We start from the raw sequence: 23635 nt of genomic DNA, 5'->3' as shown, positions 1-23635 counted from the left end.
GAAGGATTTCTATTATGGCTTATGACGTCGTTATCATCGGATCGGGGCCAGGCGGCTATGTCTGCGCCATCAAGGCGGCGCAGCTCGGGCTGAAGACGGCGGTGGTCGAGAAGAACGCCACCTTCGGCGGCACCTGCCTCAACATCGGCTGCATCCCGTCTAAGGCACTGCTCTACGCCTCCGAGATGTTCGCCGAGGCCGGCCATGCCTTCGATACGCTGGGCGTCGAGATACCGGCCCCGAAGCTCAATCTGAAGAAGATGATGGCGCATAAAGACACGACGGTGGCGTCAAACGTCAACGGCGTCGCCTTCCTGTTCAAGAAGAACAAGATCGATTCCTTCCGCGGCACCGGCAAGGTGATTTCCGCCGGCAAGGTGTCGGTGACCGGCGAGGACGGCAAGGTCGAGGAGATCGAGACCAAGAACATCGTCATCGCCACCGGCTCGGACGTCGCCGGCATTCCGGGCGTCAAGGTCGATTTCGACGAGAAGGTGATCGTGTCTTCCACCGGCGCGCTGTCGCTGGCCAAGGTGCCGGAGCATCTCGTGGTGGTCGGCGGCGGCGTCATCGGGCTGGAGCTCGGCTCGGTGTGGGCCAGGCTCGGCGCCAAGGTCACGGTGGTCGAGTTCCTCGACAACATCCTGGGCGGCATGGACGGCGAGGTGTCGAAGCAGTTCCAGCGGCTGCTCTCCAAGCAGGGCTTCGAGTTCAAGCTTGGCGCCAAGGTCACTGGCGTCGCCAAGGCCAAGAAGGGGGCCGCCGTCACCTTCGAGCCGGTCAAGGGCGGTGCGGCCGAAACCATCGAGGCGGACGTGGTGCTGGTTGCTACCGGACGCCGCCCCTATGCCGACAGCCTGGGGCTGAAGGAAGCCGGCGTCGAGGTCGACGAGCGCGGCAGGGTCAAGACCGACGGGCATCTGAGGACCAACGTGCCCGGCATCTATGCCATCGGCGACGTGATCGCCGGCCCGATGCTGGCGCACAAGGCCGAGGACGAGGGCGTGGCCGTCGCCGAAACCATCGCCGGCCAGGCCGGCCATGTGAACTACGACGTCATCCCGAGCGTGGTCTACACCAGCCCGGAAATCGCCTCGGTCGGCAGGACCGAGGAGGAACTGAAGAAGGCCGGCGTCGACTACAAGGTCGGCAAATTCCCGTTCAGCGCCAACGGCCGCGCGCGCGCCATGCTGCACACCGACGGCTTCGTGAAGATCCTGGCCGACAAGGCCAGCGACCGCGTGCTCGGCGTCCATATCGTCGGCTTCGGCGCCGGCGAGATGATCCACGAGGCGGCGGTGCTGATGGAGTTCGGTGGCTCGTCGGAAGACCTCGCCCGCACCTGCCATGCGCACCCGACGATGTCGGAAGCGGTGAAGGAAGCGGCGCTGGCCACGTTCTTCAAGCCGATCCACATTTAGTTCGGTAAGTAAGGGCCATACCCTCGCGACTTCGTCATTCTATGGCGAAGCAAGGAGCGAAGCGACGCAGCGCAGACCATAGAATCCATTCCGTTACGTCGAGGCGTTGCTGCGCTGGAGATCTATCGGTGGCCGCGGCGCGGCTTTGTTCTGCTCCGTTTTACCTTGCACGGAAGTTACGGAATGGATCCTCGGGTCAAGCCCGAGGATGACGACGCGCAGGTGGGCTCTCGGCAAGGTCCTTCAAACAAAACGGCCCGCCTTTCGGCGGGCCGTTCGTTTTCAGGCTGCAGCCCGATTACTGAGCCGGAGCAGGTGCAGGTGCAGGTGCCGGAGCGGGCACAGGTGCCGGAGCGGGCGCAGGAGCCGGGGCTGGCGCCGGAGCGGGTGCTGGAGCAGGTGTCGCAGGCGCGGGTGCCGGCGTGCTGGCGGCCGGCGGTTCAGCCGGGGCCGGGGCATGCTCGCCGCCGCTTCTGCCAAAGACATAATACGCAACAATAGCCAGGATAATGACAACAAGGGCGATCAGCCACCCGCTGCCGCCGCCACCCGACCTGGGAGGCGGGCTCGAAGGGGTGAAGGGGTCGTTAGGGTTCGCCATGAAACGTGTCCTCCTTGGATGAAAGTCATCAAAATAACAGCCATCAACGCGCTGATCCCGCATCGGGTTTCACGCGAACGGACGGAAAGCGCTGAAAAACCGGCGTTTTCAGGTCCACCAGCCGCCAGACGACTCAGTTGACGGCGGTAACACTATACCCTGCCTTGCGAAAATCCTCGACCAGTCCTTCCGGACCGGGAAGATGCATGGCGCCGACAGCCATGAAGACGTTGCCCCTGGCCAAAATCGGCGCCGCGTGCGCGGCCATCACCTTGTTGCGGCTGGTGATCATGGTCTGCTCGAAGGCGGCATAGCCGGCCTGGTCGTCCGAGGAGTCCGGCAGGACGGCCTTGAAGAGTGGCCAGAACATGCCAACCTCGCCACGCTGGTAGAGCACGATCATCGTCTCGTTGACGTCGTTGACCTTGTCGCCGAGCTTCATCGTCTCGACTAGGCTCTTCATGTGGAATTCGAGCGGCAGCGAGGCCATGGCGCGCAGCTGATCGACAGCGGTCTCCAGCCCTTCGACATCCTTGCCCGAGGCCTTCGCGTCGGAGGCAAGCTTGACGTCCAGCACGGGTTCGCCGGCGGACTGGCGCGCCACCTCGCAGGCCGGCAACGCCATCATCGCCGACAGGATCCACGGCTTCATCTTGGCGACCGTCGCCGGCGGGATGCCGCGGGCATCGAGTCCCTTGTTCAGCGCCGCCGCATCATCCGGCGACAGCAGCGACGACAGCGTGGTGTTGTCGGTGAACATCATCAGGCCGGGCTCGCTGGCCATCGCGGCCATCATCTTGGCCTTGTCCATCGCATCGGTGGTTTCGATGACGACGGTGCCGGCGCCGTCATAGGCTTTCTGCGCGGCGGCCGGCAGCGTGGTGACGCGGGTGTCGGTCATGTGCATGGTGCCGAACAGATAGGACGGTTTTTCGCCCGGCTTCTCCAGCTTCCACAACAGGCCCTTGCCGTTCGGAACGGCCGCGGCTTCGGTCTCGACCTTCTTGAAGGCGGCTGGATCGTTCTTCTCCAGCGCGGCCAACAGATCGGCGCCGGCGCAATTCGGCGCTTCGGCATGCGCCCGGCTTGCGAGCAGCAGGACGACGAGGAAAGACAGGAAAAACAGCAGGTTGAGCGCCGCAAGCAGCTTCAACGAGACAAGGGCCGCGCGGTCGGCGATGGCGATGACGCGTTTCATGGAAAGCGTCTTAGCGCCGAAAAGCGGCAAAACGGTTAATCCGGAGAATGAAATTGTCCCCGGTGCGGTCGGTTTTGACGTTCGCTCCGGTTTTCGGATCGAATACCGTGACGATTGGCTGAAACGCCCATCGCGTCGTCATCCACGGGCGGAGCAAGGAGCGGAGCGACGCGCGCAGACCCCGAGGATCCAATCCGTTACCTGAGCCGAGGAATGCAGCGATGCAGAATTCTGCGCTGCTGCGGAGCGCCGAGGTCACGGCATGGATACTAGGGTCTCCGCGACGGAGCTTCGCTCCTGCTCCGCCCTGGTATGACGAAGTCAGGCCTTCACGCCCGTGGATGCGCCTTCTCGTAGATGTCGAGCAGCCTCGCGGTGTCGACGCCGGTGTAGATCTGCGTGGTCGACAGGCTGGCGTGGCCGAGCAGTTCCTGGATGGTGCGCAGGTCGCCGCCGCGGCCGAGCAGGTGGGTGGCGAAGGAGTGCCGCAGGGCGTGCGGCGTTGCGCTGTCGGGCAGGTTCAGCGCCGAGCGCAGCTTCGCCATCTCGCGCTGGATGATGGCCGGGTTGAGCGGGCCGCCACGGGCGCCGCGGAACAAGAGGTCCTTGGGACCGATGTGGAAGGGGCAGAGTCGGCGGTATTCCGCCACCGCGTTGCGGGCCACCGGCAGCACCGGCACCAGCCGCGTCTTGCCGCCCTTGCCGGTGACGCGCAGCACGGTGTCGGCTTCCGTTGCGAGGTCGGCGCCCGTCAGGCCTAGCGCTTCGGAGATGCGCAGGCCGGAGCCGTAGAGCAGCGTCAGCACGGCGGCGTTGCGCGCTGCGATCCAGGGTTCCTCGGCGAGTTGACCCTCCATCGCCACGACCTTTCTGGCGTCGCTTGCCGTCAGAGGTTTGGGCAGCGATTTCGGCTGGCGCGGCGCGCGCAGAGCGACGGCACCCGCGGCGTTGACGAGGCCGCGTTTTTCGAGAAAGCGCAGCAGCGAGCGGATGCCGGCAAGGCCGCGCCCCAGTGTGCGGACGCCGGCGCCTTCGTTGCGGCGCTTGGCGAGGAAGCCGCGCAAGTCGGCGGGGCGCAGGTCCGCGAGGTCGGAAATGCCCGGCGGGCCGCCGCAATGTCCGGTCAGGAAATGCAGGAACTGGCGCGTGTCGCGTTCATAGGCCTCGACGGTTTCCGGCGACAGGCGGCGCTCATGCGCCAATGTCTTCAGCCAGGTCTCGCGCGCCGCCTGGAGATCGGGTTTGGCCGGGATGAGGAATTCCTGCATGCCGGCATTGTCATGCACGCGGGTTAGGAAGCGGTGAAGAGGCCGTCATTGAAATGGCCGCCGCGCGGCGTTAGAGCAGGGCAAAGGAAATGCCGCGATGTCGAAGCTTGAAAACCCCGTACAGATGGCCGTCATCGGTGCCGCGCACGGCATCAAGGGCGAACTCAGGGTGAAAACCTTCACCGGCGATCCGCTGGCGCTGGCCGATTACGGCCCACTCTATGCCAGGGATGGACGCGCCTTCCAGATTACCGATATCAGGCCTGCCGGGACGGTGGTGGTGGTGCGTTTCAAGGGCGTCAACGACCGCAACGCCGCCGAGGCGCTGGCCGGCACCGAGCTTTTCGTCGATCGCTCTATGCTTCCTGACGACGGCGAGGAGGACGAGTTCTATCATGCCGACCTCATCGGCCTCGACGTCCGGGACGACACCGGTGTCATCGGCAAGGTCGTCGCGGTGCATAATTTCGGCGGCGGCGACATTCTCGATGTCACGCTTGCCGGCCGCAAGGGCGTGCTGATCCCGTTCACGCAGGCAGCGGTGCCGCATGTCGCGATCGCCGACGGTTTCGTCGAGGTCGATCCGCTGGCGGCCGGCCTGGTCGATGACGAGGAGAACGAGGCGCCGGGACGGTCCGGCTTCGACCCGAAGGGCAGGCCGCGCGGACCGAAGGATGCCGGGGGCAACCGGTGAGCTTTGCCGCCTCGGTGCTGACGCTCTATCCGGAAATGTTCCCGGGCGCGCTCGGCCTGTCGCTGGCCGGCCGCGCGCTGGAGGCCGGCATATGGTCGCTGGAGGCGATCCAGATCCGCGATTTCGCAACCGACAAGCACCGCACGGTCGACGATACGCCGGCCGGCGGCGGCGCCGGCATGGTGATGCGCGCCGACGTGCTGGCGAGAGCCATCGACCATGCTTCGCCGCCGGGCGACCCGCGCCCAAGGCTGCTGATGAGCCCGCGCGGCAAACCGCTGACGCAAGCGCGCGTGCGGGAGCTTGCCGCCGGGCCTGGCGCCGTCATCCTGTGTGGCCGCTTCGAGGGCGTCGACCAGCGGCTGATCGAGGCGCGCGGGCTGGAGGAGGTCTCGATCGGCGATTTCATCCTGTCGGGCGGCGAGCCGGCGGCGCTGGTGCTGCTCGATGCCGTGGTGCGGCTGCTGCCGGGCGTCATGGGCAATGCCGTGTCGGGCGAGGAGGAAAGTTTCGAGAACGGCCTGCTCGAGCATCCGCACTACACGCGGCCGCAGGAGTTCGAAGGCCGGCCGATTCCGGACGTGCTGATTTCCGGCAACCACAAGAAGATTGGCGAATGGCGGCGCGCGGAGGCGGAGAAGCTGACGCGGGAACGGCGGCCGGACCTACTGGCGAACGTTCCGCCCCGTTAGCGGCGATGGTTCTCAGCCTTTGGTGAAATAGTAGAAAGCCAAAAGCAGGCCGACCGCGACGACGAAACCGCGCACCAGGCCTTGCGGCACGCGCTTGGCGATCCACACACCGGCATAGCCGCCGAGCGCCACGCCCGGGATCATGACGATCGCCTGCGGCCAGGCAACGACGCCCCCGGAAACGAACACCAGGATGGCGACAACCGCGATCACGATGGACAACATGTTCTTCAACGCATTGAGCCGGTGGTAATCGCCGGCCTGCGTCAGGCCGAGCGTGGCCAGCATCATCACGCCCATGCCGGCGCCGAAGAAGCCGCCATAGACCGCGGTCGCGAATTGAGCGATCGAACCGGCAAGCGAGCCGACCGAGGCCTGGTGCTCCGGGCCGGCCGCCGGTTTCAGCCACGGCCCGGCGGCGAACAGCGCGGTCGCGGCGATCAGCAGCCAGGGCACAAGGGCGCGGAACGACGGGTTGGAGAGGGCGAGCAGGATGAGCGAGCCAGCCAGCGCGCCGAGCGCCGAGATCAGGCAAAGCAGCAGGGCGCCGCGCCGGAAATGCCGGATATCGGTCCAGTAGGCGAGCGTCGAGGTGATGTAGCCCGGCAGCTGCGTCACCGAGGAGGTGGCATTGGCGACGATCGGCGGCAGACCAACCAGCGTCATGGCGCCGAAGGTGAGGAAGGTGCCGCCGCCGGCGACCGCATTGGCGGCGCCGGAGGCAAGGCCCGCGAAGAAGAGCAGGACGGCATCGGAGAACGTCATGGAGGGAAGGCCCGGGGATACACTTTCCCGGCTTAGAAAGCTTGGCGTGCTCGCGCAACCCGGCACGAGGCAATAAGATGGTACCAGAGACGCAAAAAATGTGCCTCAAAGTCCTTTTTCGATGCATGGCGTCGCCCCAGAACCGAGCACACTTCTGGGCGACATGCATTTGGACGTGACAAAGCGCCGAAATAGCTGTATGTCGCCGCCCGAACCGGAAGAACGATCTTCTGGACCCGTCAACTAATGACGGTGTAGCCGTCCCTGCCCGATGTTTCGACAAAGGGCATAGCCGAGCGGTCGTTGGAACTGCAAGGCGAGTTGAGGACGCTCTGACTGTCGGAAGAACAAGAAGTGGATATTTGAGATGGATCTCATCCGTCAGCTCGAGGCCGAACAGGCCGCCAAGATCGAAGCCAAGCGCAAGCTGCCCGAATTCCAGCCGGGCGACACAGTGCGCGTCCAGGTGCGCGTCACCGAAGGCAGCCGCACCCGCGTCCAGGCCTATGAGGGCGTCGTCATCGCCCGCTCCGGCTCCGGCTTCCAGGAGAATTTCACCGTCCGCAAGATTTCCTACGGCGAAGGCGTCGAGCGCGTTTTCCCGGTCTACTCGCCGATGGTCGAGGGCGTCGAGATCGTGCGCCGCGGCAAGGTGCGCCGCGCCAAGCTCTATTACCTGCGCGACCGTCGCGGCAAGTCGGCCCGCATTTCGGAAAACACCGGCGTGCGCGCCCGCAAGCTGAACGACGAAGAGCGTGATGCACTGAACGCCGAGCGCGCCCGCATCGAGGCCGAGAAGGTCGCCGCCGCCCAGGCGCTGGCCGCCGAGACGGCCGCCAAGGAAGCCGCCGAGAAGAAGGCCGCAGCCGAGGCTGCTTCGGCCGAATAAGGCGCTTCGACAGCATTGGTTCGGAAAGGCGGCTTCGGCCGCCTTTTTCGTTTTGGGGGAAGAGCCCACCCCTCCGGCTCCTGATCGCTCAGTTTCCTGTACTACCTGCGTTCGCGCACCGCATGCGTTGGCGGTTGGCTGAAACGTCTAAGCTTCGTCATCCACGGGCGAAGCAAGGAGCGTAGCGACGCAGCGCAGACCCGAGGATCCATTCCGTGACATTTGAGCGCCGCAACGGTGCAGAATTCTGCCCCGCTGCACTCCACGGCCGAGGTAACGGAATGGTTCCTCGGGTCTGCGCGCCGCTGCGCGGCGCTCCGCCCGTGGATGACGAAATCGGGTTGACAACCAATTATCTTGTACACTAAATAATCGTGTACAAATCAATGGAGATCGAAAATGTCTGCACTCTACACCGCCCAGGCTCACGTCAGCGGCGGCCGCAACGGTCACGGCGAAACCAGCGACGGCCTGCTAAAGGTCGACCTTGCGATGCCGAAGGAGCTCGGCGGCAAGGGTGGCGCTACGAACCCGGAACAGCTTTTCGCGGTCGGCTATGCCGCCTGCTTCGAGAGCGCGGTGCGTTTTGTCGCCCGCCAGCAGAAGCTGCCGCTCGAGGACGCTTCGATCACATCCACGGTGAGCCTCCATCCGAACGACCAGGGCGGCTTCAGGCTCGGCGTTGCGCTGGCGGCTGAGATCAAGGGGCTTGATCAGGCGAGTGCCGAGGCGCTTGTATCGGAAGCGCACAAGATCTGCCCCTATTCCAACGCCATCCGGGGCAATATCGATGTGGCGCTGTCCACCACGGCGCTTCCGGCAAAGGCAGCATGACGACGACAACCGAAACAATGAGCAGAGACACCCCGGCGCTGGACGCCGGGGTTATCGCCGTGCCGCGTCTCGACCAGCAGCTCTGCTTCGCGCTCTATTCGGCGAGCGGGCTGATGACCAAGCTCTACCGGCCGCTGCTTGATCCGCTCGGCCTCACCTATCCGCAATACCTTGCAATGCTCGCGTTGTGGCAGCATTCGCCGAGCACGATCGGCGAGCTCGGCGCGGCACTGGGCCTCGATTCGGCGACGCTGACGCCGCTGATCAAGCGCATGGAAGCGGGCGGGCTGGTGACGCGCCGGCGCGACGCCGCCGATGAACGCCGGGTGCTGGTCGAGCCAACCGCCAAGGGCCAGGCGCTGCGAGCGAAGATGAAGGACGTACAGGAAGGCCTGGGCTGCGCCATGCCTTTGGACCGGGCCGAGCTGAAGGCCCTGCACGGCACGCTGACGCGTCTGGTCGCCGGGCTGCGCGAGGCCACCGCCGATCAGGATTGAAAGCGGCAACGTCGTCCTCAAAGCCATCTCCGAAGAGCATTGGATTTGCCTTTGGTGCGCAACGTCGCAGCAGACCGGCTTGCAAGGCGCTTGCGGCAAGCTAAAGTCGGCGCCGGATTTTCTCAGGCCGCGAAAATTGCAGCGCGGTCGCACCCTCGGAGATTTGTCATGACCAAGTCGAAATTGCTGCTGGCCGCTATGGTGGCCTGCCTCCTCGCGCCTGTCGCCGCGCTCGCCGACAATTTGCCCGATCTCGGCGGCAAGAAGGTCGTGGTGGTGACGGAAAACGCCTATCCGCCGCTGCAGTTCATCGACAAGAAGACCGGCAAGCAGATCGGCTGGGAATATGACGCGATGGACGAGATCGCCAAGCGGCTGAATTTCAAGGTCGAGTACCAGAACACCTCCTGGGACGCGATGATCCAGGCGGTTTCCGACAACCAGTACAACATCGGCATGACCGGCATCACGATCAAGGACGACCGCAAGGAGAAGGTCGACTTCTCCGACCCCTATATGCGCTCGGAGCAGTTCATGCTGGTGCGCGGCGACGAAAGCCGCTTCACCGACGCTAAGAGCTTCGGCGCCTTCAAGGATGGGCTGATCGGCGCCCAGCCCGGCACCACGCCCTTCTACACCGCCGTCTACAGCGTCCTCGACGGCAATGAGCAGAACCCGCGCATCAAGCTGTTCGAGACCTTCGGCGCGACCGTGCAGGCGCTGAAGGCGGGCGACGTCGATGTCGTGCTCACCGACGGTACCGCCGGCAAGGGCTATGTCGATGCTTCGGAAGGCAAGCTGAAGCTGATCGGCGGCCCGCTCGGCACCGAGGACTTCGGGTTCATCTTCCCCAAGGGCTCGAACCTGGTGAAGCCGGTCAACGCCGCCATCGCGTCGCTGAAGGCCGACGGCACGTTCGACAAGCTCAACAAGAAGTGGTTCCTCGATTACAAGATGGGGCAGTAGGCTCGTCTTGCTGCGCGCCGCGAATTTGCAGGAAATCGCGCTGACATTGCGCCCAGGCCCCCCTCTCTGCCCTGCCGGGCATCTCCCCCTCAAGGGGGGAGATCAGATGTCGCGCCGGCTTTCGCCAACTGTCAATGTCGCAGAATGGGCGGAGCGGCTCAAACTGCCAATCTCCCCCCTTGAGGGGGAGATGGCTGGCAGGCCAGAGAGGGGGGACTGGGCGCCCTGCTCTCGAGGCTTCCTCTCTGGCGAAACCGCCTGATGGCAGCGTCCACATCCACCGCCAAACCCGAATTCCCGTGGTGGCTTGCCGCCGCGGCCGTGCTCGCACTGGCCGCGGCCCTCGCCATCGCGTCCAGCGACCTTTATGCCGAGGTCTTCGCCACGGTCGCCAAGGGCATCGGCATCACCATCTTCGTCACCGCGGTCGCCTTTGCTTTAGCCTCCGCGCTCGGGCTCGGCATCGCGCTGATGGCGCTGTCGGGATCGCAGTGGCTGCGCCAGATCGCGCGCTTCTATGTCGAGATCATCCGTGGCGTGCCGATTCTGGTGCTGTTGTTCTGGATCGCCTTTGCCGGCGCGCCGGCCTTCGTCGCCGCCTGGAATGCGCTGACCGCGCCGCTGCAGAGCGCCGGCCTGATGGGTGAGCTGCTGGTGCGCGATGTTTCGCTTCTGTGGCGCGCGATCATGGCGTTGACCATCGGCTACTCGGCCTTCATCTCGGAAGTGTTCCGCGCCGGCATCCAGTCGGTCGAGAAAGGCCAGATAGAAGCCGCCAAGGCGCTGGGGCTCAGCCGGGCGCAGCGTTTTAGGCTGATCGTATTTCCGCAGGCGATCCGCATGATCCTGCCGCCGCTCGGCAACGATTTCGTCGCCATGGTCAAGGATTCCTCGCTGGTCTCGGTTCTCGGCGTCGCCGACATCACCCAGATGGGCAAGGTCTATGCCGCCGGCTCGTTCCGCTTTTTCGAGACCTATTCGATCGTCGCCTACATCTATCTCATCCTGACCATCGGCCTGTCGCTGGCGCTGCGGGCGCTGGAGCAGCGGCTGCGCCGCCAGCATCAGGAATAGCCGGCAGCAAAAGTCCGCGCTACGATCTTCCTCTTGTCATTGCGGAGGACACGTCCCATGAATTTCGACAAGGCCAATGCGGCGCTGGACTCCGTCTATTCGGCCGAGACGCCGGAAGGGCTCGCCAAGGCCTATGCCGAATGGGCCGCGACCTATGACAGCGAGACCGCCTCGCTCGGCTACCTCCTGCCGTTCCTGATCACGGCCTGGGTGGCGCGGCATGTGCCGGCGGGCGAAGGCCCGCTGCTCGATGCGGGCTGCGGCACCGGCCTGTCGGGGCCGTCGCTGAAGGCTCTGGGCTATGCCGACATCGCCGGCCTCGACCTCTCCGACGACATGCTGAAGCTCGCCGGCAGCCGCCAGGCCGGCGGCAAGCCGGCTTATAGCGAGCTGAAGAAGGCGATGCTCGGCGGCCCGCTGCCCTGGCCAGACCGGCATTTCCGCGCCTTCTTCTCGACCGGCGTCTTCACCATCGGCCACGCGCCGGCCGCCGGCCTGCACGAGCTGGTGCGCATCACCAAAAGCGGCGGCCACGCCATCTTCACCGTGCGCGACCAGGTGTTCGAGAGCGGCGGCTTCCAGGCGGTGTTCGATGAGCTCGCGCAGGCGGGAAAATGGCGGCTGGTCGAGCAGAGCCCATGGTTTCGCTGCTATGCCATCGGCGATCCGGAGGCGCTGGTGAAGACGTTTGTGTTCGAGGTGGTGTGAATAGCTGGGCGCCAGTTCCTCGCCCCCGCGAAATCGGGGGAGAGGAACCAGATCCCCGCCGCAATTGCCGAAAAGGCAAAACATTGCTATCTACCCCGCCATGGAAAAGCTTTTCAGCGATCCGGCCTACAAGGGTTTCGTGCTGCAGGACAGAAAGCGCCTGCCGTCGCGTTTCTCCGCGCGCGTTTGCGGCGCGCTGACCAGCCGACTTAACTGACCCGACCGATCGCAGTCTTCGCGCCGGATGGCCGGCGTGCTTTTCCCATTCTCATATCGACGGATTTACGCACATGAGCGCACCGCGCACCCTCTATGACAAGATCTTCGACGACCACGTCGTCGACCGCCAGGACGACGGTACCTGCCTGCTCTATATCGACCGCCACCTCGTGCATGAGGTCACCAGCCCGCAGGCTTTCGAAGGCCTGCGCATGTCGAACCGCAAGGTTCGCCATCCGGAAAAGACGCTGGCCGTGGTCGACCACAACGTGTCGACCTCGCCGGAGCGCAAGTTCGGCATCAAGAACGAGGAAAGCCGCATCCAGGTCGAGGCGCTGGCCAAGAATGCCAAGGATTTCGGCATCGAATACTACTCAGAGAACGATGTCCGCCAGGGCATCGTCCACATCATCGGGCCCGAACAAGGCTTCACCCTGCCCGGCATGACCATTGTGTGCGGCGACAGCCACACCTCGACGCACGGCGCCTTCGGCGCGCTCGCGCATGGCATCGGCACGTCAGAGGTCGAGCATGTGCTCGCCACCCAGACGCTGATCCAGCGCAAGGCCAAGAATATGCTGGTGCGCGTCGACGGCCAGCTGCCCGAAGGCGTCACCGCCAAGGACATCATCCTCGCCATCATCGGCGAGATCGGCACGGCCGGCGGCACCGGCTACGTCATCGAATATGCGGGCGAAGCGATCCGCTCGCTGTCGATGGAAGGCCGCATGACGATCTGCAACATGTCGATCGAGGGCGGCGCGCGCGCCGGCCTGATCGCGCCGGACGAGACGACCTTCGCCTATGTCAAGGACAAGCCGCGCGCGCCCAAGGGCGCGGCATGGGATGCTGCGCTTGCCTACTGGAAGACGCTCAAGTCGGACGAAGGCGCGCATTTCGACAAGGTGATCGTGCTCGACGCGGCGAAGCTGCCGCCGATCGTCTCCTGGGGCTCCTCGCCGGAGGACGTCGTCTCGGTGCAGGGCATCGTGCCGAACCCCGACGACATCACGGACGAGACCAAGCGTTCCTCCAAGCATCGGGCGCTGGAATATATGGGCCTGACGCCTGGAACCAAGATCACCGACATCGCGCTCGACCGGGTCTTCATCGGTTCCTGCACCAATGGCCGCATCGAGGATTTGCGCGCCGCCGCCAAGGTGGTCGAGGGCAAGAAGGTCAATCCGCGCGTCAACGCCATGATCGTGCCCGGCTCCGGCCTGGTGAAGGAACAGGCCGAGGCCGAGGGCCTGGACAAGATCTTCGTCGCCGCCGGCTTCGACTGGCGCGAGCCTGGCTGCTCGATGTGCCTGGCCATGAACGACGACCGGCTGAAGCCGCATGAACGCTGCGCCTCGACCTCGAACCGCAACTTCGAAGGTCGCCAAGGCTTCAAGGGCCGCACCCATCTGGTGTCGCCGGCCATGGCCGCGGCCGCCGCGATCGCCGGCCATTTCGTCGACATCCGCGACTGGAAGTAACCATCGGCTTCAGAAGCAAACAAAAGGCCCGGCCACGACGTCCGGGCCTTTTGCTTTGCGGGGGGTCTATCTGCGAACGATCTCGTGAAACTCCTCACGCCGGCCCGGCTCGTCGGCTGCGACGACCAATGCCAGCTGCCGCTCGTCGAAGATCCTGAACCATTCGTCCCATTCGACAAGCTCGTAGCCGCCGGCGTTGATCGGACGTTCAGGACGGTCGGTGTCTTCATAGGCCTGCTGTCCAAAAACCAGCCGCAGCATGGGCTGCGTACCGGCCTCGGGCGAGACGTCGACGATGGCCGGGAAGCCGGCCCGCGCCGCCGCCCAGGAGCGGATTTCATCATGATCGGTCAAAGTGATCGTGCCGGCCATCGCAATCGTCTCCTGTCTGGCGTCTCTGATCTGGCCGGACAACGCCGCTCCGGCAGGCCGGTTCCGCATGGCTCTGCGACCTATTTATCGAAAGGGCTTAACCGCTTGTTTGGGCTTAACTCCTAGTATCTGCCCTTGGGTAAGTTGGGGAAAGTCGCAGTCCTTTGGACACCGGTCTGCTCATAGCGCTGCTCAATCCGACGATAGCGCTGGCGCTTGGCGCTGCGTTCCTCGTGCTGTGGTGCTATCAGCGCCACCGGCCGTACCTGGCCGTGCTCGGCGCCAGCTACTGCCTGTCGGCGCCGGGGTTCCTGCTCCAATATTTCACGCTGCCTATCGGCATGGCGCTGACCAAGCTCGTTTCCAACATCTGCTTCACGACAGCGGCCTGCTGCCTTTCCAGCGCGATCGTCGCGCGCTACGGACGGCGCGTGCCCTTTGTCGGGATCGGCGTCGTCACCGGCGGCGGGCTCGCCGCCTTCCTGTGGTTCATGTTCGTCCAGCCGGACCTCACCTGGCGCGTGCTTGGGATGAATTTCGGTTTCGGCGCGCTCAGCCTGTTGGTCGGGGCGGAACTCAGAACGGTTCGCAACAACGGTCCGACCGAAAAGATCCTGTTCGTGCTGTCGCTGTTGTCGGGGCTGAACTTCATCGTCCGCACGCTGGTCGTCGTCATCGCGCATGGGCCGTTCCCCAGCTATGACGGTTTCTACGCCTCGTCCTATTGGACGACGGCGCTGCTTTCGCACGCGCTTTTGTCGCTTCTGATCGCGCTTAGCCTGTTCACGGCCGCGGCGCTCGACGTGATGAGGACATTGAAGGCCGAGACCCACACCGATCCGCTCTCGGGCATCCTCAACCGCCGCGGCTTCGAGGAGCGGTCGACCCTGCTGCTCGACCAGTGCGGCAGGGCAGGATTTCCCGTCGCCCTGGTGCTGGCCGACCTCGATCATTTCAAGGCCCTGAACGATCAGTACGGGCATGAGGCCGGCGACCGGGTGATCGCTGACTTCGCCGCGAAGCTCAGTTCCGCCACCGGCGCGCGCGGGGCCGCGGGCCGCATCGGCGGCGAAGAATTCGCCGTTCTTTTGCCGCTCAGCGACCTGGGGGCGGCAAGGCTCTTCGCCGAGGCGATCCGTACCTTCTATTCGGCCGGCGCAATCGACGGCCTGCCGCCCGGCACCAGGGTCACCGCCAGCTTCGGCGTCGCCGCGCGCTCCGGCAGGGAAGGGCTGATGCCCTTGATGCGGCGCGCCGACGAAGCGCTCTACAAGGCCAAGAGGAACGGCCGCGACAGCGTGCGGCTTTCCTATGAGAGGCCGGAAACAACGTTCGTCGCCGAGCGGCTCGCCGTCGGGTGAGGCGGGCTGAGCGTCGGGCTGCCCCAAGCCCTCTGCTTTGTTCAGAAACCCACCGCCACGTTCGCGATTGGCCGTGGCTTTTCGACTTCGTCATCCCGGGCGGAGCGGAAGCGAAGCGGAGCGCAGACCCGAGGATCCATTCCGTGACCCCAGCCGAAGAAGGCAGCGGAGCAGAATCTGCACCGCTGGAATCGCTCTGACGTAACGGCATGGATTCCAGGGTCTGCGCGCTTCGCTCCGCTCCTTGCTCCGCCCTGGAACGACGAAGCGACGGGCCTTGCGGCTAATCGCCAAGGCCTGCGGTTCCGTACTACAGCTGACGTTAACGTGATTTTCGCCGGTCGATGATTTGCTCCCGGTCAAGGAGCAGACATGGGCAGCGCCGACTTCATACTGATGATCAACATGCTCGTCGCCGGGCTCCTGGCGGCGGCGTTCATGGCGGTTGCCGTATACGGCACCGGGCGCGTGTCGGCGCGCTGGCTTGCCTTCAGCTACCTGCTCGGCATGGCTTATTTCGCCGTCGAATTCAGCATCCCCGCCTTCGCGGACGCCCGGTTGCCGGTCGTTGCCGCCTTTGCCGTGTTCCTCGGCGCGACCATCGCCTTCAATGGCGGGCTGGCCCATAAATACGGCGTGCGGCCGCCCTGGGCGCCGATGCTGTGCTTCCTGGTCGCCGCGTCGGTCACCGTCTATCTGGTGCAGGACCTGCCGCGCCAGTCGCTCACGCGCATGATGGCCTACCAGCTTCCTTATGCCGCCATGCAGTTCGCGGCGCTCGGCATCGTGCTCTCTTCCCGACAGAGGTTGGCATGGCTGGACCATCTGCTCGCGCTGGTGCTCGGCGCCAGCGCCGTGCAGTTTGCCTCCAAGCCATTGATCGCGGGTGCGTTGGGTGGCTGGGGCGCCAACCCGCAGGCCTATGTGCAGACGGCTTACGCGCTTGTGTCGCAATCGCTCGGCACCGTGTTCGGACTGGCGCTGGCGCTGCTTGCTTTAGCCGTCCTGGTGCGCGACGCGCTCAACGAGGCGACCTCGAAATCGGAAACGGATACATTGTCGCGGCTGTTCAACCGCGGCGGTTTCGAGCGCCACGCGGACCTTGCCATGCGGGACGCCGTCCGGCGCGGCGTGCCGGTGGCGCTGGTGATCGCCGATCTGGACTACTTCAAGAGCATCAACGACAGCTACGGCCATGCCTGCGGCGACCGTGTGATCGAGAGCTTCGCGGGCTTCCTGCGCGAGGCCGCCGCCGAGCACCATGTTGCCGGCCGTATCGGCGGCGAGGAATTCGCCATCATCCTGCCGGGCACCAATCTTGCCGCGGCGCGGCTGTTTGCCGAGGGCGCGCGCAACGCCTTCGGAGCCTTGCCGATCGAGGGCCTGCCGGCCGACCATCGCTGCAGCGCAAGCTTCGGCGTGGCCGAACTCATCGCCGACGAAGGTTTTGCCGATCTCTTGCGGCGTGCAGACGCCGCGCTCTACGAAGCCAAGAATGCCGGCCGCGACTGCGTGCGCGTGTCAGGTGCGCTGCGGCGGCGCCAAACGCCGACGATCTTCAACGGCAAGGGCTGAGATTGGGCATCTCGCCGTCGGAAAGCCCGTACATATAGGAGCGGCCTTTGACCAGCACCGGCGGCTGGTAGCAGCCGGGCGCGCCGGGCTCGTCCGCGTCGTCATAGACGACGTCGGGCTGGCCGGCACTGGTAAAGTTCGAGAGCTCCTTGGCGTGCCTGCCCTCGCCGACGATGATGCGCTTGTAGCCGGCGGCGCTGTCGATGACGAGATTGCCGAAGGAATCGGCGTAGACGCGGTCGTGGTGGCGCAATCCGGCTTCGGCCGGCACCGCGATCGCCAAGACCAGCCCTGCCAGCGCCGCGGCGGCAACGCTTGCCCGCACTGAATTCGAACGCATGTCGCTCTCCCTTGATGGTGCGACGGATCGCGCCTGGATTTCGGTTCGAATCGGAAATTAACCCTTTCTTAACCTTTGTTAAGAGGCGGGGGGCTTTCGGCGCCGGTTCTTAAGGAACATGGTTAATTTTCGGGGCGCGGTTCCTGCCCGCCGCAGGGCAGGCATGCAGCCGGCTGACTCCGGGTGATCTTGATCTTGATGCGTCGCGTGGCTAGAGCGGTTCGCCGTTTAACGGAAACGACAAACCACTCTATCTCTTTGTTTTGACGCAATTCCGGACGGAAAACCGTTTCACACTTTTCCTGGAATTGCTGTAGCGTGCCGCGCACGAAAGGGCAGCGCATGAGCTTTGGCCACACGGTTCGGGTGTCGATCACCATCCCGCTGCTTCTCGCGGCCGCGGCCTGCGTGCCGCAGGACGGCGCGCCGAAGGCGGCCGCGCCGCCCGCCGCCTCGCCTGCTCCGGCCCCGCAGTCCGCCTCATCCATGGCGCCCCCGGCAGCTGCAACGCCCCCGCTGCCCGCAACGGCCCCGGCATCTGCAACGACCAAGACGCCTGCAACGCCTGCGCCCGCAACCAAGATCGTCACCGACCTTACCGTGCCGCGATCCGGCATCGGCACCGCCACCTACAGATGCGGCAATGGCGGCATGATCACCATCCAGAATCTCGGCTCGTCGCTGCGCGTGGTCCGGCCGGATGGCTCGACCGAGGAGTTTGCCGCCTCGCCGGCCAACCAGAGCAGCCGCTACCAGGAAGCGGCCACGCATGACGCAATCGTGATCGACGGCCGCGAGGCGCTGGTGATGAAGAGGGGATCGACCCCGCAGACCTGTCGGAGATAGCGGGTGGCCTGATCTTCAGGTGAGGCTGGCCTGCAAACGGCAGCTTCCTGCGCTTCCGGTGCTCACGTACTTTAGTACGCTCCGCTCCGGTTTTCGGAAACTGCCGTGTTTGGTCGCCTCGCGCGCGTCTTCGACTCCGGCTCGGCCTGGCCTGAATCCAACCCTCCAGGCATGCGATCTTGCTGCGATGCAGCGACGTTGCGCCGGCTTCAAAACAGCCGCTAATCGATTGAAGCGCGCGACCGCCGGTTTGTCAGACTAAATGATGTTTCCAAAACGGTTTTCCGGCTTTGACGCGGTGCAAAAAGAGCATTAGAAACCGCCTGTCCGGAGCCATGTAGGAGGGCGGCAGACGCCGCATTTCCATCCCGGCTTCAAGGATGCCGAACTGGGGGAGCCATGAGCAAATCACCAGCCACCCGCGCAGTTGCCAGACGTGAACGACCGCTCTCGCCGCATCTGACGATCTACCGGCCGCCGATCACGATGACGATGTCGATCATCCATCGCATCACCGGCGGCGCGCTTTATTTCGGTACGCTGCTGGTGGCGGCGTGGCTGATCGCCGCTTCGAGCTCGCAGGCCGCCTTCGACCGGGTCGACTGGGCCTTCGGTTCCTGGCTCGGCCGGCTGGTTCTGTTCGGCTACACCTGGGCGCTGATGCACCACATGCTGGGCGGGCTGCGCCACCTCATCTGGGACACCGGCGCGGGGCTCGAAAAACACACCGCCTCGAAGATCGCCTGGGCGACACTCGCCGGCTCGATCGTGCTGACGCTCGTGATCTGGATAGCCGGCTATGCTGCGCGGGGGGCTTTCTGATGAGCGCGAACAACACCGATATGCGTACGCCGCTCGGCAAGGTGCGCGGCCTGGGCTCGGCCCGCGAGGGCACGCAGCATTTCTGGCGCCAGCGGCTGACGGCCATCGCCAACATCCCGCTGCTGTTGTTCTTCGTCGGCTTCCTGATCGCGGTCAACGGCCACGGCTACACGGAAGTGCGGGCGGCACTCGCCAACCCGTTCGTGGCGCTGGTGCTGGCGTTGGTGCTGATCTCCGGCCTCTACCACATGCGGCTCGGCATGCAGGTCATCATCGAGGACTATGTGCATGGCGAGGGCATGAAGCTGGCGCTGATCGCCCTCAACACCTTCTTCGCAGTCGCAGTCGGCGTCGCTTCGCTGTTTGCCCTGCTCAAACTCGCATTCGGAGGCTGACGTCTTGGCCAACGCAAATACAGCCGGCACGGCTTCAGCCTACACTTTTGTCGACCACAAATTCGATGTGGTGATCGTCGGCGCCGGCGGTGCGGGCCTGCGCGCCACGCTCGGCATGGCCGAGCAGGGGCTGCGCACCGCCTGCATCACCAAAGTGTTCCCGACCCGCTCGCACACGGTTGCGGCGCAAGGCGGCATCGCCGCCTCGCTCGCCAATATGGGGCCGGACAACTGGCAGTGGCACCTCTTCGACACCGTCAAGGGCTCGGACTGGCTGGGCGACATCGACGCGCAGGAATATATGGTACGCGAGGCGCCCGCCGCCGTCTACGAACTCGAGCATTACGGCGTGCCGTTCTCGCGCACCGAAGAGGGCAAGATCTACCAGCGGCCCTTCGGCGGCATGATGATGAATTTCGGCGAGGGCCCGCCGGTGCAGCGCACCTGCGCGGCCGCCGACCGCACCGGCCATGCCATGCTGCACACGCTCTACGGCCAGTCGCTGAAGAACAACGCGCAATTCTTCATCGAATATTTCGCGCTCGACCTGATCACCGAGCCGGACGGCACCTGCACCGGCGTGGTGGCCTGGAATCTCGATGACGGCACCATCCACCGCTTCTCGGCCAAGATGGTGGTGCTGGCGACCGGCGGCTATGGCCGAGCCTATTTCTCCGCCACTTCGGCGCATACCTGCACCGGCGACGGCGGCGGCATGGCCGCGCGCGCGGGGCTCGCGCTGCAGGACATGGAGTTCGTGCAGTTCCACCCGACCGGCATCTACGGCGCCGGTTGCCTGATCACCGAAGGCGCGCGCGGCGAAGGCGGCTATCTGGTCAATTCCGAGGGCGAGCGTTTCATGGAACGCTATGCGCCGTCCGCCAAGGACCTTGCCTCGCGCGACGTGGTCTCGCGCTGCATGACGATGGAGATCCGCGAAGGCCGGGGCGTCGGGCCGGCGAAGGATCACATCTTCCTGCATCTCGACCATCTCGACCCGGCGGTGCTGCATGAGCGGCTGCCCGGCATTTCGGAATCGGCGAAGATTTTTGCCGGCGTCGACCTCACCAAGGAACCGATCCCGGTGCTGCCGACGGTGCACTACAATATGGGCGGCGTGCCGACCAATTATTGGGGCGAAGTGCTCAACCCAACGGCCGAGAGCCCGGATCGCGTGTTGCCCGGCCTGATGGCGGTGGGCGAAGCCGCGTGCGCGTCCGTGCACGGCGCCAACCGGCTGGGCTCCAATTCGCTGATTGATCTTGTCGTCTTCGGCCGTGCCGCGGCCATCCGCGCGGGCGAGGTGATCGACCGCAGTTCGCCTATCCCTTCGCCCAACGCGGCCTCGGTCGAAAAGATCATGGACCGCTTCGACAGGCTGCGCCACGCCAACGGCTCGACGCCGACGGCGGTGCTGAGGGAGAAGATGCAGCGGGCGATGCAGGAAGACGCCGCTGTGTTCCGCACCCAGGAATCGCTCGACAATGGCTGCAAGCGCGTTTCCGAGATCTGGGGCGAGCTCAAGGACATCAAGGTCTTCGACCGCTCGATGATCTGGAATTCCGACCTCGTCGAGACGCTGGAGCTGGAAAACCTGATGGCCAACGCCATCACCACGGTCTATGGCGCCGCGGCGCGCAAGGAGAGCCGTGGCGCGCATGCGCGGGAGGATTTCTCGGCCCGCGACGACGCCAACTGGCGCAAGCACACGCTGGCCCATGTCAGCGAGGACGGCAAGGTGACGCTCACCTACCGGCCGGTGCATACCGAGACGCTGCTGGCAGAAAAGGACGGCGGCATCAACCCGGCCAAGATCGCGCCGAAGGCCAGGGTGTATTGACCATGGCGCTCGCGGCCACCGGATATTCCGGCACGCCCCTTCCGGCCAAGCTCGGCCTGAAGGACGGCATGGTCGCCGCCTTCATCGCGCTGCCGTCGGAGCTCGACGATCTGGCTGAAGCCGTGTCCTTCGCCAAGGTCGATCGGCTGCCGAAATGGTCGGCGATCTCGGGCTTCCGCCAATACGACGCCGTGCATGCCTTCACCCGGCTGCGCGCCGAGATCGAGGACGGCTTGGCCGGCATCGAGACGGCGATCAAGCGCGACGGCATGGTCTGGGTTTCCTGGCCGAAGAAGGCCTCGAAAGTGCCGACCGACGTCACCGAGGATGTGATCCGGTCGGAGGCGCTGAAGCGCGACCTGGTCGACGTCAAGGTCGCCGCCGTCAACGAAATCTGGTCGGGGCTGAAGCTCGTCATCCGAAAGGACCGCAGGTAATGGTCGAACTCACGCTTCCCAAGAATTCCAAGGTCCAGCAGGGCAAGACCTGGCCGAAGCCGGAAGGCGCCACCAATCTGCGCGAATACCGCATCTACCGCTGGTCGCCGGACGACGGCGGAAACCCGCGCATGGACACCTATTTCGTCGACATGGACGATTGCGGTCCGATGGTGCTGGACGCGCTTCTGTGGATCAAGAACAAGATCGACCCGACGCTGACGCTGCGCCGCTCCTGCCGCGAAGGCATCTGCGGCTCCTGCGCGATGAACATCGACGGTTCCAACACGCTCGCCTGCACCAAGGGCGCCGAGGATATTTCGGGCGCGGTCAAGATCTATCCGCTGCCGCATATGCCGGTGATCAAGGACCTGGTGCCCGACCTCACCAATTTCTATGCCCAGCACGCCTCGATCGAGCCCTGGCTGAAGACGGTCTCGCCGACGCCGGCCAAGGAATGGCTGCAGAGCCACGAGGATCGCGAGAAGCTCGACGGGCTCTACGAATGCATCCTGTGCGCCTGTTGCTCGACGTCGTGCCCGAGCTACTGGTGGAACGGCGACCGCTATCTCGGCCCGGCCACCCTGCTGCAGGCCTATCGCTGGCTGATCGACAGCCGCGACGAGGCGACGGGCGAACGCCTCGACAACCTCGAAGACCCGTTCCGGCTCTACCGCTGCCACACCATCATGAATTGCGCGCAGACCTGCCCGAAGGGGCTGAACCCTGCGAAAGCAATTGCCGAAATCAAGAAGATGATGGTGGAGAGGCGGGTTTAGCGTTGGTGGGCTCGCTCGGGGCCAGCGCAGCGTTCCTTCCCCTCTGTCCTGCCGGACATCTCCCCCGCAAGGGGGGAGATTGGCTGTCATTCCGGCTTTCGCTAATCTTCAACGTTGCAACAATGGGCGAGCGGCGCTGCAACTGCTGATCTCCCCTTGCGGGGGAGATGGCTGGCAGGCCAGAGGGGGTGCTGTCCCCCCAGCCTCAAAGGATAGGCAACTCAATGAGCGAAGATCTCCCCATCCTCTCACCCGTCGAAGCCCGTGTCCTCGGCTCGCTGATCGAGAAGAAGGAGCTGACGCCGGACGTCTATCCACTGACGCTCAACGGCGCGCATCAGGCCGCCAACCAGAAGACGGCGCGCGAGCCCGTCATGGCGCTGGAGCTGACGGAGGTCCGGCGGGCTCTGAGCACGCTCGAGCAGAAAGGGCTGGTGCGCCAGGCCTTCGCTTCGCGCGTCGAGCGCTATGAGCATCTGATGGCGCAGCGTTTTTCGCTGACCACGCCGCAGATCGCGGTGATCGGCTTGCTGCTCCTGCGCGGGGCGCAGACGGCGCATGAATTGCTGGCCCGCTCGGAGCGCATGGCGCGCTTTGCCTCGATTGAGGAGCTGCGCGACAATCTCGATTTGATGATCGGGCGGAGGCCGCCATTGATCCAGCTGCTCGAACGCGCGCCCGGGCAGCGCGAGGAGCGCTATGTACATCTGCTGAGCGGAGCGGTGGAGGCGGCTTCTGTGGCGGCGCCTTGGCAGCCGCCGGCGTCGGCAGACTCCGACCTTGCGGCGCGCGTCAGGGCGCTGGAGGAAGAGGTCGCGGCATTGCGGGCGAAGATCGAAGCGCTGGGTTTGTAGCTCACCAGAAAGGTTGGCGCGAGGCCCCCCTCTCTGTCCTACCGGACATCTCCCCCTCGAGGGGGGAGATTGGCAGCTTCGGCGCTGGCGCTCAGCTTACGGCGTTGGAGATTGGCGAAAGCCGGCGTGACATCTGATCTCCCCCCCTTGAGGGGGAGATGCCCGCAGGGGAGAGAGGGGGAGAAGGATCGCCGCCCTTTAAAACCAGTCACCCCAACCTAGCGTCCAGCGACACCTTGATCGCCCCGAGCGCCTTCGACACCGGGCATTCGGCCTTGGCCTTCTCGGCCAGTTCCTTGAACTTCGCCGCGTCGATGCCCGGCACCTTGCCGACCAGGGTGATGGCGCTGCCGGTGATGCCGGTGCCGGGCACCAGCGTCACCACCGCCTTGGCGTCGAGCTCGGCAGCGGGCGTGCCGTTCTCGGCCAGGAAATGCGACAGCTGCATGGCGTAGCAGCCCGCATGCGCGGCGGCGATCAGCTCTTCCGGGTTGGTGCCGGACTTGCCACTCTCGTCCTGGAAGCGCGCCTTGAACGAGTAGGGCGTGCCCTTCAAGGCGCCGCTCTGCGTGTCGAGCGTGCCCTGGCCTTCCGTCAGATTGCCTTTCCAGACGGCGTTTGCGGTGCGGTCCATGGAGTCCTCCTGCTCTGTCGGGGTTGCGCCGGCGGGCGCCAGCGTTTCCGTGACTATAGCGCGGGCGCGGCGG

The 23635-nt window shown here is 65.0% G+C and carries 26 protein-coding genes; 20 read left to right on the top strand and 6 right to left on the bottom strand.

Going from position 1 to position 23635, the window contains the following annotated elements:
• Window positions 1-14 precede the first annotated feature (14 nt).
• Both lpdA and DPM35_RS32450 read left to right on the top strand, forming a co-directional pair.
• Window positions 15-1421: a dihydrolipoyl dehydrogenase gene (lpdA, locus tag DPM35_RS18330; RefSeq protein WP_112128689.1), complete on the top strand. Its 1407-nt coding sequence runs from the start codon at window positions 15-17 to the stop codon at window positions 1419-1421.
• 183 nt (window positions 1422-1604) lie between these two features.
• The gene (locus DPM35_RS32450) at window positions 1605-1922 is read left to right on the top strand and encodes a hypothetical protein (RefSeq protein WP_181592063.1); all 318 of its coding nucleotides are present in this window, start codon (window positions 1605-1607) and stop codon (window positions 1920-1922) included.
• A 233-nt stretch (window positions 1923-2155) separates the two neighbouring features.
• Here DPM35_RS32450 and DPM35_RS18320 read toward each other — a convergent pair whose 3' ends face one another.
• Together DPM35_RS18320 and DPM35_RS18315 are read right to left on the bottom strand one after the other, a co-directional pair.
• Window positions 2156-3220, bottom strand: coding sequence for a TraB/GumN family protein (locus DPM35_RS18320; RefSeq protein WP_112129085.1), 1065 nt, complete (start codon window positions 3218-3220; stop codon window positions 2156-2158).
• 329 nt (window positions 3221-3549) lie between these two features.
• A complete protein-coding gene (locus tag DPM35_RS18315; protein WP_112129084.1) occupies window positions 3550-4488 on the bottom strand; it encodes a tyrosine recombinase XerC in 939 nt (312 codons plus the stop codon).
• Window positions 4489-4585: 97 nt separating this feature from the next.
• Here DPM35_RS18315 and rimM point away from each other — a divergent pair, with 97 nt between their 5' ends.
• Both rimM and trmD read left to right on the top strand, forming a co-directional pair.
• On the top strand, window positions 4586-5182 hold the full coding sequence (gene rimM / locus DPM35_RS18310; RefSeq protein ID WP_112128687.1) for a ribosome maturation factor RimM: 597 nt from the start codon (window positions 4586-4588) through the stop codon (window positions 5180-5182).
• Complete coding sequence (gene trmD, locus DPM35_RS18305; protein WP_112128686.1) at window positions 5179-5874, top strand: tRNA (guanosine(37)-N1)-methyltransferase TrmD; 696 nt, start codon at window positions 5179-5181, stop codon at window positions 5872-5874. Before rimM ends, trmD begins: the two co-directional genes overlap by 4 nt.
• A 12-nt stretch (window positions 5875-5886) precedes the next feature.
• Here the strand turns inward: trmD and DPM35_RS18300 are convergent, their stop codons facing one another.
• Window positions 5887-6639, bottom strand: a complete 753-nt coding sequence (locus DPM35_RS18300; RefSeq protein WP_112128685.1) for a sulfite exporter TauE/SafE family protein — start codon at window positions 6637-6639, stop codon at window positions 5887-5889.
• Window positions 6640-7006: 367 nt separating this feature from the next.
• Here DPM35_RS18300 and rplS point away from each other — a divergent pair, with 367 nt between their 5' ends.
• The 7 genes from rplS to leuC all read left to right on the top strand — a co-directional run bounded on the left by rplS (window position 7007) and on the right by leuC (window position 13307).
• Window positions 7007-7528, top strand: a complete 522-nt coding sequence (gene rplS / locus DPM35_RS18295) for a 50S ribosomal protein L19 (protein ID WP_042645484.1) — start codon at window positions 7007-7009, stop codon at window positions 7526-7528.
• A 399-nt stretch (window positions 7529-7927) separates the two neighbouring features.
• A complete protein-coding gene (locus tag DPM35_RS18290) occupies window positions 7928-8362 on the top strand; it encodes an organic hydroperoxide resistance protein (RefSeq protein ID WP_112128684.1) in 435 nt (144 codons plus the stop codon).
• Window positions 8359-8859: a MarR family winged helix-turn-helix transcriptional regulator gene (locus DPM35_RS18285; protein ID WP_112128683.1), complete on the top strand. Its 501-nt coding sequence runs from the start codon at window positions 8359-8361 to the stop codon at window positions 8857-8859. The genes DPM35_RS18290 and DPM35_RS18285 overlap by 4 nt, the downstream gene beginning before the upstream one ends.
• Window positions 8860-9027: 168 nt before the next feature.
• Window positions 9028-9825: a transporter substrate-binding domain-containing protein gene (locus tag DPM35_RS18280; RefSeq protein WP_112128682.1), complete on the top strand. Its 798-nt coding sequence runs from the start codon at window positions 9028-9030 to the stop codon at window positions 9823-9825.
• 261 nt (window positions 9826-10086) lie between these two features.
• The gene (locus tag DPM35_RS18270) at window positions 10087-10899 is read left to right on the top strand and encodes an amino acid ABC transporter permease (protein WP_112128681.1); all 813 of its coding nucleotides are present in this window, start codon (window positions 10087-10089) and stop codon (window positions 10897-10899) included.
• A gap of 57 nt (window positions 10900-10956) precedes the next feature.
• Window positions 10957-11607, top strand: coding sequence for a class I SAM-dependent DNA methyltransferase (locus DPM35_RS18265; RefSeq protein WP_112128680.1), 651 nt, complete (start codon window positions 10957-10959; stop codon window positions 11605-11607).
• 290 nt (window positions 11608-11897) lie between these two features.
• Window positions 11898-13307, top strand: a complete 1410-nt coding sequence (gene leuC / locus DPM35_RS18255; protein WP_112128679.1) for a 3-isopropylmalate dehydratase large subunit — start codon at window positions 11898-11900, stop codon at window positions 13305-13307.
• Window positions 13308-13373: 66 nt separating this feature from the next.
• Here the strand turns inward: leuC and DPM35_RS18250 are convergent, their stop codons facing one another.
• Window positions 13374-13679, bottom strand: a complete 306-nt coding sequence (locus DPM35_RS18250; protein ID WP_112129082.1) for a hypothetical protein — start codon at window positions 13677-13679, stop codon at window positions 13374-13376.
• A gap of 164 nt (window positions 13680-13843) precedes the next feature.
• On the opposite strand from DPM35_RS18250, the gene DPM35_RS18245 reads away from it, so the two are divergent.
• Complete coding sequence (locus tag DPM35_RS18245) at window positions 13844-15040, top strand: GGDEF domain-containing protein (RefSeq protein ID WP_112128678.1); 1197 nt, start codon at window positions 13844-13846, stop codon at window positions 15038-15040.
• 372 nt (window positions 15041-15412) lie between these two features.
• Window positions 15413-16615, top strand: coding sequence for a GGDEF domain-containing protein (locus DPM35_RS18240; RefSeq protein WP_112128677.1), 1203 nt, complete (start codon window positions 15413-15415; stop codon window positions 16613-16615).
• Here the strand turns inward: DPM35_RS18240 and DPM35_RS18235 are convergent.
• The gene (locus tag DPM35_RS18235; protein ID WP_112128676.1) at window positions 16599-16955 is read right to left on the bottom strand and encodes a hypothetical protein; all 357 of its coding nucleotides are present in this window, start codon (window positions 16953-16955) and stop codon (window positions 16599-16601) included. The genes DPM35_RS18240 and DPM35_RS18235 overlap by 17 nt on opposite strands.
• A 342-nt stretch (window positions 16956-17297) precedes the next feature.
• Between DPM35_RS18235 and DPM35_RS18230 the strand changes: the two genes are divergently transcribed.
• The 7 genes from DPM35_RS18230 (at window position 17298) to DPM35_RS18200 (ending at window position 22928) form a co-directional block, all read left to right on the top strand.
• On the top strand, window positions 17298-17801 hold the full coding sequence (locus tag DPM35_RS18230) for a hypothetical protein (RefSeq protein ID WP_112128675.1): 504 nt from the start codon (window positions 17298-17300) through the stop codon (window positions 17799-17801).
• A gap of 399 nt (window positions 17802-18200) precedes the next feature.
• Complete coding sequence (sdhC, locus tag DPM35_RS18225) at window positions 18201-18623, top strand: succinate dehydrogenase, cytochrome b556 subunit (RefSeq protein WP_112128674.1); 423 nt, start codon at window positions 18201-18203, stop codon at window positions 18621-18623.
• Complete coding sequence (sdhD, locus tag DPM35_RS18220; protein ID WP_112128673.1) at window positions 18623-19018, top strand: succinate dehydrogenase, hydrophobic membrane anchor protein; 396 nt, start codon at window positions 18623-18625, stop codon at window positions 19016-19018. Before sdhC ends, sdhD begins: the two co-directional genes overlap by 1 nt.
• A gap of 4 nt (window positions 19019-19022) precedes the next feature.
• Window positions 19023-20858, top strand: a complete 1836-nt coding sequence (gene sdhA, locus DPM35_RS18215; protein ID WP_112128672.1) for a succinate dehydrogenase flavoprotein subunit — start codon at window positions 19023-19025, stop codon at window positions 20856-20858.
• Between the two features lie 2 nt (window positions 20859-20860).
• Window positions 20861-21295: a DUF3052 family protein gene (locus DPM35_RS18210; RefSeq protein ID WP_112128671.1), complete on the top strand. Its 435-nt coding sequence runs from the start codon at window positions 20861-20863 to the stop codon at window positions 21293-21295.
• Window positions 21295-22074 (top strand): succinate dehydrogenase iron-sulfur subunit, encoded by a 780-nt coding sequence (locus DPM35_RS18205; RefSeq protein ID WP_042645510.1) that lies wholly within the window; start codon window positions 21295-21297, stop codon window positions 22072-22074. The genes DPM35_RS18210 and DPM35_RS18205 overlap by 1 nt, the downstream gene beginning before the upstream one ends.
• A gap of 224 nt (window positions 22075-22298) precedes the next feature.
• Window positions 22299-22928 (top strand): YceH family protein, encoded by a 630-nt coding sequence (locus tag DPM35_RS18200; protein WP_112128670.1) that lies wholly within the window; start codon window positions 22299-22301, stop codon window positions 22926-22928.
• A 208-nt stretch (window positions 22929-23136) separates the two neighbouring features.
• Here the strand turns inward: DPM35_RS18200 and DPM35_RS18190 are convergent, their stop codons facing one another.
• Entirely contained in the window at window positions 23137-23562 is a 426-nt protein-coding gene (locus tag DPM35_RS18190; protein WP_112129081.1) for an OsmC family protein, read from the bottom strand.
• Window positions 23563-23635: the final 73 nt, after the last annotated feature.

Origin of the sequence: Mesorhizobium atlanticum, from assembly GCF_003289965.1 — a bacterium.
In the GTDB taxonomy this organism is placed as follows: Bacteria; Pseudomonadota; Alphaproteobacteria; order Rhizobiales; family Rhizobiaceae; genus Mesorhizobium; species Mesorhizobium atlanticum.
This window is presented reverse-complemented; position numbering and strand designations above follow the sequence as displayed.

Bases quoted from the DNA above. Each gene is read 5' to 3' on its own strand.
- lpdA (WP_112128689.1), top strand. From the start codon at position 15: ATGGCTTATGACGTCGTTATCATCGGATCGGGGCCAGGCGGCTATGTC.
- DPM35_RS32450 (WP_181592063.1), top strand. From the start codon at position 1,605: ATGGATCCTCGGGTCAAGCCCGAGGATGACGACGCGCAGGTGGGCTCT.
- DPM35_RS18320 (WP_112129085.1), bottom strand. From the start codon at position 3,220: ATGAAACGCGTCATCGCCATCGCCGACCGCGCGGCCCTTGTCTCGTTG.
- DPM35_RS18315 (WP_112129084.1), bottom strand. From the start codon at position 4,488: ATGCAGGAATTCCTCATCCCGGCCAAACCCGATCTCCAGGCGGCGCGC.
- rimM (WP_112128687.1), top strand. From the start codon at position 4,586: ATGTCGAAGCTTGAAAACCCCGTACAGATGGCCGTCATCGGTGCCGCG.
- DPM35_RS18300 (WP_112128685.1), bottom strand. From the start codon at position 6,639: ATGACGTTCTCCGATGCCGTCCTGCTCTTCTTCGCGGGCCTTGCCTCC.
- rplS (WP_042645484.1), top strand. From the start codon at position 7,007: ATGGATCTCATCCGTCAGCTCGAGGCCGAACAGGCCGCCAAGATCGAA.
- DPM35_RS18290 (WP_112128684.1), top strand. From the start codon at position 7,928: ATGTCTGCACTCTACACCGCCCAGGCTCACGTCAGCGGCGGCCGCAAC.
- DPM35_RS18285 (WP_112128683.1), top strand. From the start codon at position 8,359: ATGACGACGACAACCGAAACAATGAGCAGAGACACCCCGGCGCTGGAC.
- DPM35_RS18280 (WP_112128682.1), top strand. From the start codon at position 9,028: ATGACCAAGTCGAAATTGCTGCTGGCCGCTATGGTGGCCTGCCTCCTC.
- DPM35_RS18270 (WP_112128681.1), top strand. From the start codon at position 10,087: ATGGCAGCGTCCACATCCACCGCCAAACCCGAATTCCCGTGGTGGCTT.
- DPM35_RS18265 (WP_112128680.1), top strand. From the start codon at position 10,957: ATGAATTTCGACAAGGCCAATGCGGCGCTGGACTCCGTCTATTCGGCC.
- leuC (WP_112128679.1), top strand. From the start codon at position 11,898: ATGAGCGCACCGCGCACCCTCTATGACAAGATCTTCGACGACCACGTC.
- DPM35_RS18250 (WP_112129082.1), bottom strand. From the start codon at position 13,679: ATGGCCGGCACGATCACTTTGACCGATCATGATGAAATCCGCTCCTGG.
- DPM35_RS18240 (WP_112128677.1), top strand. From the start codon at position 15,413: ATGGGCAGCGCCGACTTCATACTGATGATCAACATGCTCGTCGCCGGG.
- DPM35_RS18235 (WP_112128676.1), bottom strand. From the start codon at position 16,955: ATGCGTTCGAATTCAGTGCGGGCAAGCGTTGCCGCCGCGGCGCTGGCA.
- DPM35_RS18230 (WP_112128675.1), top strand. From the start codon at position 17,298: ATGAGCTTTGGCCACACGGTTCGGGTGTCGATCACCATCCCGCTGCTT.
- sdhC (WP_112128674.1), top strand. From the start codon at position 18,201: ATGAGCAAATCACCAGCCACCCGCGCAGTTGCCAGACGTGAACGACCG.
- sdhD (WP_112128673.1), top strand. From the start codon at position 18,623: ATGAGCGCGAACAACACCGATATGCGTACGCCGCTCGGCAAGGTGCGC.
- DPM35_RS18210 (WP_112128671.1), top strand. From the start codon at position 20,861: ATGGCGCTCGCGGCCACCGGATATTCCGGCACGCCCCTTCCGGCCAAG.
- DPM35_RS18205 (WP_042645510.1), top strand. From the start codon at position 21,295: ATGGTCGAACTCACGCTTCCCAAGAATTCCAAGGTCCAGCAGGGCAAG.
- DPM35_RS18200 (WP_112128670.1), top strand. From the start codon at position 22,299: ATGAGCGAAGATCTCCCCATCCTCTCACCCGTCGAAGCCCGTGTCCTC.
- DPM35_RS18190 (WP_112129081.1), bottom strand. From the start codon at position 23,562: ATGGACCGCACCGCAAACGCCGTCTGGAAAGGCAATCTGACGGAAGGC.